The organism is Pseudomonas sp. Xaverov 83, assembly GCF_019352905.1.
GTDB lineage: Bacteria > Pseudomonadota > Gammaproteobacteria > Pseudomonadales > Pseudomonadaceae > Aquipseudomonas > Aquipseudomonas yamanorum.
In genome coordinates this window covers 134,891-147,655 of the sequence record NZ_JAAAFU010000081.1, presented here as the reverse complement: position 1 = coordinate 147,655, position 12,765 = coordinate 134,891, and the positions used below count along the sequence as shown (strand labels likewise).

The 12,765-nt window shown below is 59.4% G+C and carries 15 protein-coding genes; all 15 read right to left on the bottom strand.

Annotated elements, in window-relative coordinates; genetic code table 11:
* Positions 1-2: 2 nt before the first annotated feature.
* The 15 genes from bamB to K0H47_RS26940 all read right to left on the bottom strand — a co-directional run bounded on the left by bamB (position 3) and on the right by K0H47_RS26940 (position 12,759).
* Entirely contained in the window at positions 3-1,154 is a 1,152-nt protein-coding gene (gene bamB / locus K0H47_RS27010) for an outer membrane protein assembly factor BamB (protein ID WP_063032991.1), read from the bottom strand.
* Positions 1,147-1,788, bottom strand: coding sequence for a tetratricopeptide repeat protein (locus K0H47_RS27005; protein WP_010176862.1), 642 nt, complete (start codon positions 1,786-1,788; stop codon positions 1,147-1,149). Before K0H47_RS27005 ends, bamB begins: the two co-directional genes overlap by 8 nt.
* A gap of 40 nt (positions 1,789-1,828) precedes the next feature.
* Entirely contained in the window at positions 1,829-3,118 is a 1,290-nt protein-coding gene (gene hisS / locus K0H47_RS27000; RefSeq protein ID WP_003209664.1) for a histidine--tRNA ligase, read from the bottom strand.
* Between the two features lie 21 nt (positions 3,119-3,139).
* Positions 3,140-4,249, bottom strand: a complete 1,110-nt coding sequence (gene ispG, locus K0H47_RS26995) for a flavodoxin-dependent (E)-4-hydroxy-3-methylbut-2-enyl-diphosphate synthase (RefSeq protein ID WP_017478664.1) — start codon at positions 4,247-4,249, stop codon at positions 3,140-3,142.
* 4 nt (positions 4,250-4,253) lie between these two features.
* A complete protein-coding gene (locus tag K0H47_RS26990; protein ID WP_093201374.1) occupies positions 4,254-5,237 on the bottom strand; it encodes a RodZ family helix-turn-helix domain-containing protein in 984 nt (327 codons plus the stop codon).
* A complete protein-coding gene (gene pilW, locus K0H47_RS26985) occupies positions 5,237-5,995 on the bottom strand; it encodes a type IV pilus biogenesis/stability protein PilW (RefSeq protein ID WP_219273904.1) in 759 nt (252 codons plus the stop codon). Before pilW ends, K0H47_RS26990 begins: the two co-directional genes overlap by 1 nt.
* Before the next feature lie 12 nt (positions 5,996-6,007).
* Complete coding sequence (gene rlmN / locus K0H47_RS26980) at positions 6,008-7,156, bottom strand: 23S rRNA (adenine(2503)-C(2))-methyltransferase RlmN (RefSeq protein ID WP_003209670.1); 1,149 nt, start codon at positions 7,154-7,156, stop codon at positions 6,008-6,010.
* Positions 7,157-7,186: 30 nt separating this feature from the next.
* Positions 7,187-7,612, bottom strand: coding sequence for a nucleoside-diphosphate kinase (gene ndk, locus K0H47_RS26975; protein WP_003175956.1), 426 nt, complete (start codon positions 7,610-7,612; stop codon positions 7,187-7,189).
* 88 nt (positions 7,613-7,700) lie between these two features.
* The gene (gene iscX, locus K0H47_RS26970) at positions 7,701-7,901 is read right to left on the bottom strand and encodes a Fe-S cluster assembly protein IscX (RefSeq protein WP_017478661.1); all 201 of its coding nucleotides are present in this window, start codon (positions 7,899-7,901) and stop codon (positions 7,701-7,703) included.
* 14 nt (positions 7,902-7,915) lie between these two features.
* A complete protein-coding gene (gene fdx / locus K0H47_RS26965; RefSeq protein ID WP_003209674.1) occupies positions 7,916-8,257 on the bottom strand; it encodes an ISC system 2Fe-2S type ferredoxin in 342 nt (113 codons plus the stop codon).
* 3 nt (positions 8,258-8,260) lie between these two features.
* Complete coding sequence (gene hscA, locus K0H47_RS26960; RefSeq protein ID WP_063032994.1) at positions 8,261-10,123, bottom strand: Fe-S protein assembly chaperone HscA; 1,863 nt, start codon at positions 10,121-10,123, stop codon at positions 8,261-8,263.
* 51 nt (positions 10,124-10,174) lie between these two features.
* A complete protein-coding gene (gene hscB, locus K0H47_RS26955; protein ID WP_008438289.1) occupies positions 10,175-10,696 on the bottom strand; it encodes a co-chaperone HscB in 522 nt (173 codons plus the stop codon).
* Between the two features lie 8 nt (positions 10,697-10,704).
* Positions 10,705-11,028, bottom strand: a complete 324-nt coding sequence (gene iscA, locus K0H47_RS26950; protein WP_017478657.1) for an iron-sulfur cluster assembly protein IscA — start codon at positions 11,026-11,028, stop codon at positions 10,705-10,707.
* A 27-nt stretch (positions 11,029-11,055) separates the two neighbouring features.
* Complete coding sequence (gene iscU / locus K0H47_RS26945; protein ID WP_003209682.1) at positions 11,056-11,442, bottom strand: Fe-S cluster assembly scaffold IscU; 387 nt, start codon at positions 11,440-11,442, stop codon at positions 11,056-11,058.
* Between the two features lie 102 nt (positions 11,443-11,544).
* Complete coding sequence (locus K0H47_RS26940) at positions 11,545-12,759, bottom strand: IscS subfamily cysteine desulfurase (protein WP_008438290.1); 1,215 nt, start codon at positions 12,757-12,759, stop codon at positions 11,545-11,547.
* Between the last annotated feature and the right edge of the window lie 6 nt (positions 12,760-12,765).

Genomic DNA, 12,765 nt, shown 5'->3' with positions numbered 1-12,765 from the left:
CATTACTTGATGGTCAGCGCTTCCAGTTTGCCGCTGTTGCCATACACGTAAAGCATGTTACCCACTACCAGCGGACGGGCACGCAGGCCGTCGCTGTCGATGCGTTCGCGACCGACGAAGCGACCGTCCACCTGGCTCAGCAGGTGCAGGTAGCCTTCAAAGTCGCCTACAGCTACGTAGCTGGAGAACACTTCCGGTGCCGACAACTGACGGCGAGCCAGGGAGTCGTTGCTCCACAATGCAGTGGTGGAACGCTCGTCGACACTTTCAACGGTGCCAGACGCCAGGCTTACGTAGACGCTGCCAAACCCTTGGGCGACACCGGCGTAGCTGGAAGCATCACGCTGCCAGTTGATCCGGCCGCTTTGCACGTCCAGCGCCGCGACGCGGCCCTGGTAAGTGGCGACGTAAAGGGTATCACCCGACAGCAGCAAGCCACCGTCGATGTCCACTACGCGATCCAGTTCCGAACGACCCTGAGGAATAGCAACCCGGGTTTCCCAGGCCGGCACGCCGTTCTGGGTGTCCAGGGCGACCACTTTACCGGTCGACAGGCCTGCCAGTGCGAGGTTGCTGGTCACAACCGGACCGCTGGTACCGCGCAAGGTCAGGACCGCCGGCGTGCTGTCGTACAACCAGCGCTGGTTACCGGTGGCCGCGTCGAGGCCGATCACACGGTCATCCTGGGTTTGCACGACAACGATGTCACCGTTGGTAGCCGGTGGCGAGAGCACTTCACTGGTCACGCGAGCGCGCCATTTCTCTTCACCGGTGCTCTCGTCCAGCGCCACCACGTCGCCTTTCAGCGTGCCGAGCAGCACCATGCCGGAACCCACGCCTACGGCGCCAGACACAGGCAGTTCGAGATCTTTCTTCCATTTGACGTCGCCGTTCATGCGATCCATGGAGACCACAACGCCGGTGGAGTCAGCAGCGAAAATGGTGTCGCCGTCGATAGCCGGAACCATCAGGTTGTAGAGATCGCCCTGACCGTCACCAATGGAGCGGCTCCACTGCTTTTGCAGGACCACTTCTTCCTTGAAGCTGGTCAGCTCGGCCGGAGGCAGTTCTTTTTTGCTGTTGCTGCTGCAACCCGCGGCCAAAACGGCCAGAGCCAGCAATGCTGCATGTTTCCAACGGATCACGTCACGCATCCCCTTTGGCCAAGTCGTCGAGCTTGATTTGTAAGCCACCGACCGCCGCTTCATCAGACAGCGCCGCCTTGGCTTTTTGGTACGCAGCATTGGCTTCGTCGGTACGACCCAATTGGACCAGGAGGTCGCCCTTGAGCTCTTCACGAGTGGCCAGGAATGCCTTGTCAGCATCGCCGTCGAGCAGTTTCAGTGCGTCGTCGGCCTTGTTCTGTGCCGCGAGTACCTGAGCCAGACGCTGACGTGCGATTTCACCCAGTGTCGGGTTGGCCGGCTTGTCGGTGATGGCTTTCAGCTCGGAGGCTGCGTCATCCAGCTTGCCATTGTCGACCGCAACTTTTGCGACGAACAGGCTGCCGTATTGCGCGTAGGTGCTACCGCCGAACTCGCTCTTCAGCTTGCCGGCCAGGTCTGCAACCTGGGCAAGGTCAGGCTTGCCGTTTGGCGTCAGCGTGGTTTCCAGCAATTGCTGATAGATAATCGAGGCGCCTTGCGACTGGTTAGCCTGATACTTGTGCCAGGCTTGCCAGCCGAACACCACTACTAAAGCCAGCAGGCCGCCAGTGACCAGGGGCTTGCCGTTGCGCTGCCACCAGTCTTTGAACTCGGCCAGCTGGTCATCATCAGTACTCGACACCCCAATACTCCTTAATCGCTAAATCGGCTGTTTGACAGCTTCAACCCTGCACGATGCAGGTGGCCAGGTGCGCTGCAAGCGCATCAAAGGCAATGCTTTGTTGTTCACCCTGACCACGCAGGGGTTTGAAACTTACCACTTGCTGGGCCAATTCATCATCACCCAGGATCAGTGCATACAACGCACCGCTCTTGTCGGCTTTCTTGAACTGGCTTTTGAAGCTGCCGGCGCCGGCATTGACTTGCAGGCGCAGGTTCGGCAGTTGATCGCGCAGCTTCTCGCTCAGGGCCAGGGCAGCCAGTTCGGCCGCCTCGCCAAAGGCACAGAAGTACACGTCCACCTGACGGGAAATTTCTTCGGGGACCTGCTCCAGGGTTTCCAGCAGCAGGATCAGCCGTTCGATGCCCATGGCGAAGCCAACACCGGTGGTCGGCTTGCCGCCCATCTGCTCGACCAGGCCGTCGTAACGGCCACCGGCACACACGGTGCCCTGGGCGCCGAGCTTGTCAGTGACCCACTCGAACACGGTCTTGCTGTAGTAATCGAGGCCACGCACCAGTTTCGGGTTGATGACGTATGGAATACCGGCTGCATCCAGACGAGCCTTGAGGCCCTCGAAGTGGATGCGGGACTCGTCGTCCAGGTAGTCGGCCATTTTCGGCGCGTCCACCAGTACGGCCTGGGTCTCGGCGTTCTTGGTGTCCAGTACCCGCAGCGGGTTGGTTTTCAGGCGGCGCTGGCTGTCTTCGTCCAGCTTGTCCAGGTGGGCCGACAGGAATTCCACCAGGGCTTCGCGGTAGCGGCCCCGGGATTCGCTGGTGCCCAGGCTGTTGAGTTCAAGCTTGACCGCATCGCGGATGCCCAGCATGCCCCACAGGCGCCAGGTCAGCACGATCAGCTCGGCGTCGATGTCCGGACCGTCGAGGTTGAACACCTCCAGGCCGATCTGGTGGAACTGGCGGTAACGGCCTTTTTGCGGACGCTCGTGGCGGAACATCGGGCCGATGTACCAGAGCTTCTGCGGCTGGCCACCGCCGGTAAGGCCATGCTCGAGCACTGCACGCACGCATGCGGCAGTACCTTCCGGACGCAGGGTCAGGGAGTCACCGTTGCGGTCTTCGAAGGTGTACATCTCTTTTTCGACGATGTCGGTCACTTCACCGATGGAGCGCTTGAACAGCTCGGTGAACTCGACGATCGGCATACGGATCTGCTTGTAACCGTAGTTATCCAGCAGGCGCGCGACAGTGCCCTCGAAGTAGCGCCACAGGGGCGTCTGCTCAGGCAGGATGTCGTTCATGCCACGAATGGCTTGCAGAGACTTGCTCACATCTAATCCTTAAATTCGTTCTTAGCCGCGCGCGATCAGCGCTGCGTCAGCCGCGACCTTTTCGGCCGCTTTCTGGCGGATCAGCCGTTCCAGCTCATCCACCAGATTGTCATTCGTCAGTTTCTGCGACGGCTTGCCGTCGATGTAAATCAGGTTTGGCGTACCGCCGGTCAGGCCCACATGGGCTTCTTTGGCCTCACCCGGCCCGTTGACCACACAGCCAATCACCGCAACATCCAGCGGCACCAGCAGGTCTTCGAGGCGTACTTCCAGTTCGTTCATGGTTTTCACCACGTCGAAGTTCTGCCGCGAGCAGCTCGGGCAGGCAATGAAGTTGATGCCGCGGGAACGCAAATGCAGGGATTTGAGAATGTCGTAACCGACTTTCACTTCCTCTACCGGGTCTGCCGCGAGGGAGATGCGAATAGTATCGCCAATCCCGTCGGCCAGCAGCATACCGAGACCCACCGCAGATTTCACTGTGCCTGAACGCAAACCGCCGGCTTCGGTGATACCCAGGTGCAATGGCTGGACGATTTCCTTGGCCAGCAGGCGGTACGCTTCTACCGCCATGAACACATCGGAAGCCTTTACGCTGACCTTGAAGTCCTGGAAATTCAGGCGCTCAAGGTGTTCAACGTGGCGCAACGCGGACTCCACCAGTGCTGCCGGAGTCGGCTCGCCGTATTTCTTTTGCAGGTCTTTTTCCAGGGAACCGGCGTTGACGCCGATGCGGATGGGAATCCCGCGATCACGGGCGGCATCCACCACGGCGCGAACCCGGTCTTCACGACCGATGTTGCCCGGGTTGATCCGCAGGCAGTCGACACCCAGTTCGGCCACGCGCAACGCGATCTTGTAGTCGAAGTGGATATCGGCGACCAGCGGCACCTTGACCAGTTGCTTGATGCGGCCAAAGGCTTCGGCAGCGTCCATGTCCGGTACGGAAACCCGCACGATGTCGACGCCCGCCGCTTCCAGGCGATTGATCTGGGCGACAGTGGCCGCCACGTCATTGGTGTCGCTGTTGGTCATGCTTTGTACTGCGATGGGGGCATCGCCGCCCACCGGCACCGAGCCGACCCAGATCTTGCGCGATACGCGACGTTTGATTGGAGATTCGCCGTGCATGACTTTATTGTCCCAACTTCAGGCGAGCAGTCTCGCCACTGGTGAACGGCGCTACGTCCACAGGCTGGCCGTTGTAGGCCACTTGCGCGCCACGGGCAAAGCCCAGACGCAGCGTCAAAGGAGGCTTGCCGCCCTGGTCAAGTGTATCTCCCTTACGCTTCAGACCACTGAACAGCACTTTGCCGTTGCCATCGGAGACTTGCGTCCAGCAGTCAGCGACGTAGGTAATTTGTACTCGGCCATCACCGGCGATAAGCGCTGGGGTGGTTGGCGCGGAAATCGCCGGGGCGGCCGGAGCGGCTGGAGCCGGAGCCTGCGCCGGGGCGGCTGGCGTATGAGCCGGAGCAACTGGCGTCGCGGCGACCACTGGAGCGGGAGCGACAGGAGTCGTGGCAGGTGCAGTAACCGCTTCAGTAGCAGGCTGCTCGGCGCTCGGCTCTGCCTCAGGCGCCGCCTGGCCCTGGGCCACGGCCTGGTCTTCCGGCTCGTCCAACGGATGAATCTGGGTGGTGCCGTCGGCGCTTTCGACTTCGACGTGCTCCATGGCGTTGGTGGACAGATCCTTGCCACGCTGGGAGGTCTGATCCTGCCACCATACAAAACCACCACCGATCACGGCGATCAGCAGCAACAGGCTGACAATTCGCAATATCGTGTGGGAAACGCGCACAGGCTCTTCAATGCGCCCCAGGCCATGGACATTGCTGCCCTGGGAATCGGTACCGGTGATCTGGTCGAATTCCTGGACCAATGCGGCCTGGTCGATACCAAGCAACTTGGCATAGGCGCGGATATAGCCGCGGGCAAAGGTATGCCCTGGCAGCTTGTCGAACGCGCCAGCTTCAAGGTTGCCCAATGAAGTCGTGGTCAAATTGAGCTTGAGGGCCACTTCTGCCAGCGACCAACCATTGCTTTCGCGGGCCTGACGCAAGGTCTCGCCTGGGTTTCCACGATTAGCTGCTACAACTTCCGGGTGCGCCGCTTTCATCATTGCTCCGACAGGTATTGCTGATATTCCGGCGTACCGGGATAGAGTCGTTCGAGTTGCTGGCCAAAACGTGCGGCCTTGTCGCGTTCTTCATGAACCGTCGCCAGGCGCACACCGAGCAATAGACTACGTGCATTTTGCCCGCTCAGCAGGCTAAAACGCTCGTAATAGTCACGTGCCGGCACATAATGCCTGTCTTCGAAGGACAACTCAGCCATTTCGAGCAAGGCTCGAGGCTGGCGCTGGTTCAGGTGCAGGGCCTTTTCCAGTTGCTGGCGGGCGGTGTCGCGCTGGCCGAGAAGCATTGAGGTCACCCCAAGATTCTCGAAAACCCGCGAGCGCTCAGGATAGAGGGTATCGGCCGCAGCCTGCTGGAAATATTCGGACGCCTGTTGATAACGCTTCTGCGCAAACAAAAAACTGCCGTAATTATTCAGCAGTCTTGGGTCGCCAGGACGTATGGCCAGGGCCTTTTGGAAATATTGATCGGCCAATTCAGGCTCGGCCTGGGCCTGGAACACCAAGGCCAACGCAGCATTGGCGTCTGCGTCGCTGCCATCCAGTCCAAGGGCCTTCTTCAGCGGCACCTTGGCCCGTTCGGCCATCCCTTGCTGCAAGTACCCCAAGCCCAACTGCACATAGGCAGCACGCGCCTCGTCACGGCCCTTGCCGGTTTGCAACGGGCTGTCATGGCCCGATGAAACACAGCCAGCCGCAAGGCTGGCAACAAGCAAAAGCAGCGCAAGGCGCAAGGGCATAGAGATCCTCTCTCAGGTTCGAGTCGCGGCGCTTTGCGGCATATCGTCGGCGGCACTCAGTTCACGCACGGCGATATAACGTTCGCTGCGACGGGTGCGATCCAGCACCTGTCCTACCAATTGGCCACATGCCGCATCGATGTCTTCGCCGCGGGTGGTGCGCACGGTGACATTGAAGCCTGCATGGTGCAGTTGATCCTGGAAACGGCGGATTGCGTTGTTGCTCGGCCGCTCGTAGCCAGAATGGGGAAACGGGTTAAACGGAATCAGGTTGATCTTGCACGGTACGTTCTTGAGCAACTCGATCATCTCGACCGCATGCTCGACCTTGTCGTTGATGTCCTTGAGCATGGTGTACTCAATGGTCAACACACGTTTCTCACCCAAGGTCGCCATATAACGCTGGCAAGATTCGAGCAGCATCTTAAGCGGATACTTCTTGTTGATCGGCACCAATTGGTTACGCAATGCGTCATTCGGTGCGTGCAGCGACAACGCCAGGGAGACGTCGATGTGCTTGGCCAGCTCATCGATCATCGGTACCACGCCGGAGGTCGACAGGGTCACGCGGCGCTTGGAGATACCGTAGCCCAGGTCGTCCATCATCAAATGCATGGCCGCAACAACGTTGTCGAAGTTCAGCAGCGGCTCACCCATGCCCATCATCACCACGTTGGTGATGGCACGGTCGGCGGTCGCCGGGATGCTGCCGAACGATTTATTGGCAATCCACACCTGGCCGATGACTTCGGCTGCGGTGAGGTTGCTGTTGAAACCTTGCTTGCCAGTGGAGCAGAAACTGCAGTCCAGGGCACAGCCTGCCTGGGACGAAACGCACAGAGTGCCGCGCTTGCCCTGGGGAATGTAAACGGTCTCGACGCAACTGCCGGACGCCACGCGCACCACCCACTTACGGGTGCCATCGGTGGAGATGTCCTCGCTGACTACTTCGGGGCCGCGAACTTCGGCAATGGCCTTGAGCTTGTCGCGCAGGGCCTTGCTGACGTTCGTCATGGCGTCGAAATCATCGACGCCAAGATGGTGAATCCACTTCATTACCTGAGCGGCACGAAAACGCTTCTCCCCGATTGAGTCGAAGAATTTTTCCATTTCCTGTTGAGTCAGACCCAGCAGGTTGGTTTTTGCAGTCAATGTAGTCATGGATTCACCTTCGCTCTTTTAAGCCAATGCTTAGCGAGCGGTTACTTCAGTAGCAGCGAAAAAGTACGAGATTTCGCGGGCAGCAGCGGCTTCGGAGTCCGAACCGTGAACGGCGTTGGCGTCGATCGATTCAGCGAAGTCAGCACGGATGGTGCCGGCAGCAGCTTCTTTAGGGTTGGTAGCGCCCATCAGCTCACGGTTCAGAGCGATAGCGTTTTCGCCTTCCAGAACCTGAACAACAACAGGGCCGGAGATCATGAAGGCAACCAGGTCGCCGAAGAAACCACGAGCGCTGTGCTCAGCGTAGAAGCCTTCAGCTTCAGCTTTGGACAGTTGCTTGAGTTTCGAAGCTACAACCTTCAGGCCGGCTTTTTCGAAACGAGTGGTGATCTCGCCGATGACGTTTTTTGCAACAGCGTCAGGCTTGATGATGGAGAAAGTACGTTGAACAGCCATGGTGTAACTCCAGAAACGGTAATTTGCGAAAAATTAAACCCGCGAATTATACGCGGGTTCTTGGGTATTGCCTAACCTGCGGGGATGATCAGTCTATTTCTTCGATCCAGAGGGCCTGGACCGCTTCCAATACCTTCTCGCCGCAGCGGCCAGAGGTATTGTCGAAATCCGGAAGCTCCATGATCCATCGCTGCAGGTCGACGAAGTTGACAGTGAGCGGGCTCACATCGGGCTTGGATTCAGCCAGTTCTTCAGCAATGCGTTGTACATCATTCCAACCGTAACTCATGACAGTTCTACCAGTCAGTGCGGCGCTTCGGCGGCATGGTTAAGCGAATATTTCGGAATTTCAACAGTGAGGTCTTCTGTTCCCACTTTTGCCTGGCAGCTCAAGCGTGATGTCGGCTCCAGACCCCACGCCCTATCAAGATAGTCCTCTTCCAGCTCATCAGCCTCTTCGAGGCTATTGAAACCTTCGCGAATGATGCAATGGCACGTGGTACAGGCGTTGACGCCGCCGCAGGCGCTTTCGATCTCGATGTGGTTGTCGTGAGCGACTTCGAGAATGGACTTGCCGGTCTCAGCCTCCACGACCATACCGTCCGGGCAATGCTCGGCGTGTGGCAGAAAAATGATCTGCGGCATCAGTTAATCCTCAAGTTCGTTCAAGTTGCGGCCCGCCAGGGCGGCTTTCACCGACTGGTCCATACGACGGGCGGCAAAGGCATCCGTCACTTGCGACAGACGCTTGGTCTGCTGCTCGATGGCGTAACCATCGGTGCCTTTCATCAATTCAGCCAGCTCCTGCATCTGCAGGTCGATAACCATGCGCTCTTCGGCATCCAGCAGGCGCTCGCCGTCAGCCTCAAGGGCGCCCTGCACCGCTTCGAGCAGGCGCTGGGCGTCGACTTGCTGCTCTCGCAACACGCGGGCGACCTTGTCGTCACCGGCGTACTGGAACGAATCCTTGAGCATCTTGGCGATTTCGCCGTCGGTCAGGCCGTAGGACGGTTTGACCTGGATGCTGGCTTCAACGCCGGAGGCCAGTTCGCGGGCGGCGACGCTGAGCAAGCCGTCGGCGTCGACCTGGAAGGTCACGCGAATCTTCGCCGCACCGGCCACCATCGCCGGAATCCCGCGCAATTCGAAGCGCGCCAGGGAACGGCAGTCGCTGATCAGTTCACGCTCACCTTGCAGCACATGAATCATCATGGCCGTCTGGCCATCTTTGTAAGTCGTGAAGTCCTGGGCGCGGGCAACGGGGATGGTGGTGTTGCGTGGAATCACCTTCTCCATCAGGCCGCCCATGGTTTCCAGCCCCAAGGACAACGGAATCACGTCGAGCAGAAGCAGTTCGCCACCATCGCGCTTGTTACCGGCGAGGGTGTCGGCCTGGATCGCGGCACCAATGGCCACCACTTGATCCGGGTCGATTTCAGTCAGCGGCTGGCGACCGAAGGCTTCAGCTACCGCCTCACGAACACGTGGCACGCGGGTCGAACCGCCCACCATGACCACGGCAGCCACGTCTTCCAACTCGACACCGGAGTCACGTACGGCGCGGCGGCAGGCTTTCAGGCTGCGGGCGACCATCGGCTCGATCAAGGAATCGAACGCTTCGCGGGTCAGTTGAGCCGACCAGCTACCGTAGGAAACTTCCACCGACGCAGCATCAGTCAGCGCTTCTTTGGCGGCGCAGGCGGTTTGCAGCAGATTACGTTGCGCGCCCGGATCCAGGTCGGCAGACAAGCCGGCGCTGGTGATGATCCAGCCCGCGATGGCGTGATCGAAGTCATCGCCGCCCAGGGCCGTGTCGCCACCGGTAGCCAGCACTTCGAAGACACCGCCCGTCAGGCGCAGGATCGAAATATCAAAGGTACCGCCGCCCAGGTCGTAAATAGCTACCAGGCCTTCGGCGTGCTGGTCCAGGCCGTAAGCCACAGCGGCCGCAGTCGGCTCGTTGAGCAGGCGCAACACGTTCAGGCCGGCGAGCTTCGCCGCATCCTTGGTGGCCTGGCGCTGAGCGTCATCGAAATATGCAGGAACAGTAATCACCGCACCCACCAGTTCGCCACCCAAGGTGGTTTCTGCACGCTGGCGCAGCACCTTGAGGATATCGGCCGACACTTCCACCGGACTTTTCGGGCCCTGGATGGTGTCGATGAACGGCATATGGGATTCACCGCCAACGAAGCGGTAAGGCAGTTGGTCGCCCAGCTGCTTGACGTCGGACAGACCACGACCCATCAAGCGCTTGACCGACAGCACGGTGTTCAAAGGATCGGTAGACGCCGCGAGCTTGGCCGACTCGCCCACTTCGGTGCGGTCAGCGTGATAGCGCACGGCAGACGGCAGGATGACCTGACCATCCGCATCAGGCAGCGGCTCGGAAAGACCGCTGCGCAATGCAGCGACCAGCGAATTGGTAGTGCCCAAGTCAATCCCGACCGCCAGACGACGCTGGTGCGGTTGAGGACTTTGACCGGGTTCGGCGATCTGCAGTAGGGCCATGGTAATCAGGACTTATCTGTATATCAGGCGTGCAACCTGGGCGGCACTGGGTTAATCGTCGAGGCGCTCTTCTAACTGGCGCACTTCGTAGGTGAGCTTGTCGAGGAACTGCATGCGCCGCATCAGGCGTTCGGCCTGCTCACGTTGCGCTGCGTCATCCCAACAGGCTGCGAAGCTTTCGTTGAGTTCATCCTGGGCCACTTTCAGACGGCGCTTGAAGACCGCGACTCCGGCCAGATCGGCCTCGTCCTGCAGTTCTTCGAGCTCCTCGCGCCATTGCATCTGCTGCATCAGGAAATCAGGGTCCTGGACCGTGACTTCAAGCGGCAGCTCGCGACCGCCCATGGCGAGCAGGTAGCGCGCGCGTTTGGGAGGGTTCTTGAGCGTCTGATAGGCTTCGTTGAGGCTGGCTGATTGCTCCAGCGCCAAGCGTTGCTCACGCTCGGAAGCGTCAGCAAAGCGGTCCGGATGCACCCCACGCGCCAGTTCACGGTAGCGCGTGGCAAGCTGTTCAAGGTCCAGTCGAAAACTCGGCTGCAGCTCGAATAAAGCGAAATGACAAGGAGTACCCACAATCAGCCTCAGATGTTGAAGCTTTCGCCGCAGCCACATTCACCGCGTACGTTGGGGTTGTTGAACTTGAAGCCTTCGTTCAACCCTTCCTTGACGAAATCGAGCTCGGTGCCGTCCAGGTAGGTCAGGCTTTTCGGGTCGATGATCACTTTTTCGCCGTGACTCTCGAACACCTGATCTTCCTCGACCACCTCGTCGACGAACTCCAGCACGTAGGCAAGGCCGGAACAGCCCGTGGTGCGAACACCCAGACGAATCCCCTCACCTTTGCCGCGCCCGTCAAGGGAGCGTCGCACGTGTTTAGCCGCCGCTTCTGTCATGCTGATAGCCATCGTGACTCCTTACTCGTCGCCAAATGCTTAGATCAAGCCTTTCTTCTGCTTGTAGTCGCGAACAGCCGCCTTGATGGCGTCTTCTGCGAGTACGGAGCAGTGGATTTTCACTGGCGGCAAGGCCAGTTCTTCGGCCAGTTGGGTGTTGCTGATAGTCACAGCCTCATCCAGGGTCTTGCCTTTCATCCATTCGGTCGCCAGGGAGCTGGAGGCGATGGCCGAACCGCAACCGTAAGTCTTGAACTTGGCGTCTTCGATAACGCCAGCTTCGTTGACCTTGATCTGCAGGCGCATAACGTCGCCGCACGCCGGAGCGCCGACCATGCCGGTGCCGACATCAGGGTCTTCCGCGTTCATCTTGCCGACGTTGCGCGGGTTTTCGTAGTGGTCGATGACCTTTTCGCTGTAAGCCATGGTACTGAATCCTCACTCATCAGGGCCGCTCTGGAACCCTGTAAACACGCCTGCGTTTTCCGCCACGTCTTTACAGAGCCTTTTGGGTGGCGGCTTCTATAGTTAGTGTGCCGCCCACTCGATCTTGGAAATGTCGACACCGTCCTTGTACATGTCCCACAGCGGGGACAAGGTACGCAGCTTGGTGACGGCCTCGCAGACTTTCTGCGCGGCGTAGTCGACTTCTTCTTCGGTGGTGAAACGGCCGAACGTAAAGCGGATCGAGCTATGAGCCAGTTCGTCGTTGCGGCCCAGGGCGCGCAGGACGTAGGACGGCTCAAGAGAAGCCGAGGTGCAGGCCGAACCGGACGAAACCGCCAGGTCCTTGAGCGCCATGATCAGCGACTCGCCTTCGACGTAGTTGAAGCTCAAATTCAGGTTGTGCGGTACGCGGGCGGTCATGCTGCCGTTGATGTACAGCTCTTCAAGGTGCTCGACCTGCTTGTAGAAGCGATCGCTCAGGGCCTTGATGCGCACGTTTTCAGCAGCCATGTCTTCCTTGGCCACACGGAACGCTTCGCCGATGCCGACGATCTGGTGGGTCGCCAGGGTGCCGGAACGCATGCCGCGTTCGTGACCGCCGCCGTGCATGGTGGCTTCGATACGTACGCGAGGCTTGCGGCTTACGTACAGCGCGCCAATGCCTTTAGGGCCGTAGGTCTTGTGGGCAGAGAACGACATCAGGTCGACTTTCAGTTTCGACAGGTCGATATCGACCTTGCCGGTGGACTGAGCAGCGTCGACGTGCAGCAACACGCCCTTGGAGCGGGTCAGCTCGCCGATGGCGGCGATGTCGTTGATGGTGCCGATTTCGTTGTTCACGTGAATCACGGAAACCAGGATGGTGTCTTCACGCATCGCGGCTTCGATCATCGCAGGGGTCACGATACCGTCGGTGGTTGGCTCGAGGTAGGTAACCTCAAAACCTTCACGCTCCAGTTGGCGCATGGTGTCGAGGACAGCCTTGTGCTCAATCTTGGTGGTGATCAGGTGCTTGCCTTTGGTCGCGTAGAAATGCGCCGCACCCTTGATTGCCAGGTTGTCGGACTCGGTGGCACCGGAGGTCCAGACGATTTCACGTGGGTCGGCATTCACCAGGTCAGCGACCTGGCGACGAGCGTTTTCCACGGCTTCTTCAGCTTTCCAGCCAAAAACGTGGGAACGGGACGCCGGGTTACCGAAGTTTCCGTCAACCAGCAGGCATTCGCTCATCTTTTGCGCGACACGCGGATCAACCGGGGTGGTCGCTGAGTAATCAAGGTAAATCGGCAATTTCATGGACTT

Bases quoted from the DNA above. Each gene is read 5' to 3' on its own strand.
- bamB (WP_063032991.1), bottom strand. From the start codon at position 1,154: ATGCGTGACGTGATCCGTTGGAAACATGCAGCATTGCTGGCTCTGGCC.
- ispG (WP_017478664.1), bottom strand. From the start codon at position 4,249: ATGCACGGCGAATCTCCAATCAAACGTCGCGTATCGCGCAAGATCTGG.
- K0H47_RS26990 (WP_093201374.1), bottom strand. From the start codon at position 5,237: ATGAAAGCGGCGCACCCGGAAGTTGTAGCAGCTAATCGTGGAAACCCA.
- pilW (WP_219273904.1), bottom strand. From the start codon at position 5,995: ATGCCCTTGCGCCTTGCGCTGCTTTTGCTTGTTGCCAGCCTTGCGGCT.
- rlmN (WP_003209670.1), bottom strand. From the start codon at position 7,156: ATGACTACATTGACTGCAAAAACCAACCTGCTGGGTCTGACTCAACAG.
- ndk (WP_003175956.1), bottom strand. From the start codon at position 7,612: ATGGCTGTTCAACGTACTTTCTCCATCATCAAGCCTGACGCTGTTGCA.
- iscX (WP_017478661.1), bottom strand. From the start codon at position 7,901: ATGAGTTACGGTTGGAATGATGTACAACGCATTGCTGAAGAACTGGCT.
- fdx (WP_003209674.1), bottom strand. From the start codon at position 8,257: ATGCCGCAGATCATTTTTCTGCCACACGCCGAGCATTGCCCGGACGGT.
- hscA (WP_063032994.1), bottom strand. From the start codon at position 10,123: ATGGCCCTACTGCAGATCGCCGAACCCGGTCAAAGTCCTCAACCGCAC.
- iscA (WP_017478657.1), bottom strand. From the start codon at position 11,028: ATGGCTATCAGCATGACAGAAGCGGCGGCTAAACACGTGCGACGCTCC.
- iscU (WP_003209682.1), bottom strand. From the start codon at position 11,442: ATGGCTTACAGCGAAAAGGTCATCGACCACTACGAAAACCCGCGCAAC.
- K0H47_RS26940 (WP_008438290.1), bottom strand. From the start codon at position 12,759: ATGAAATTGCCGATTTACCTTGATTACTCAGCGACCACCCCGGTTGAT.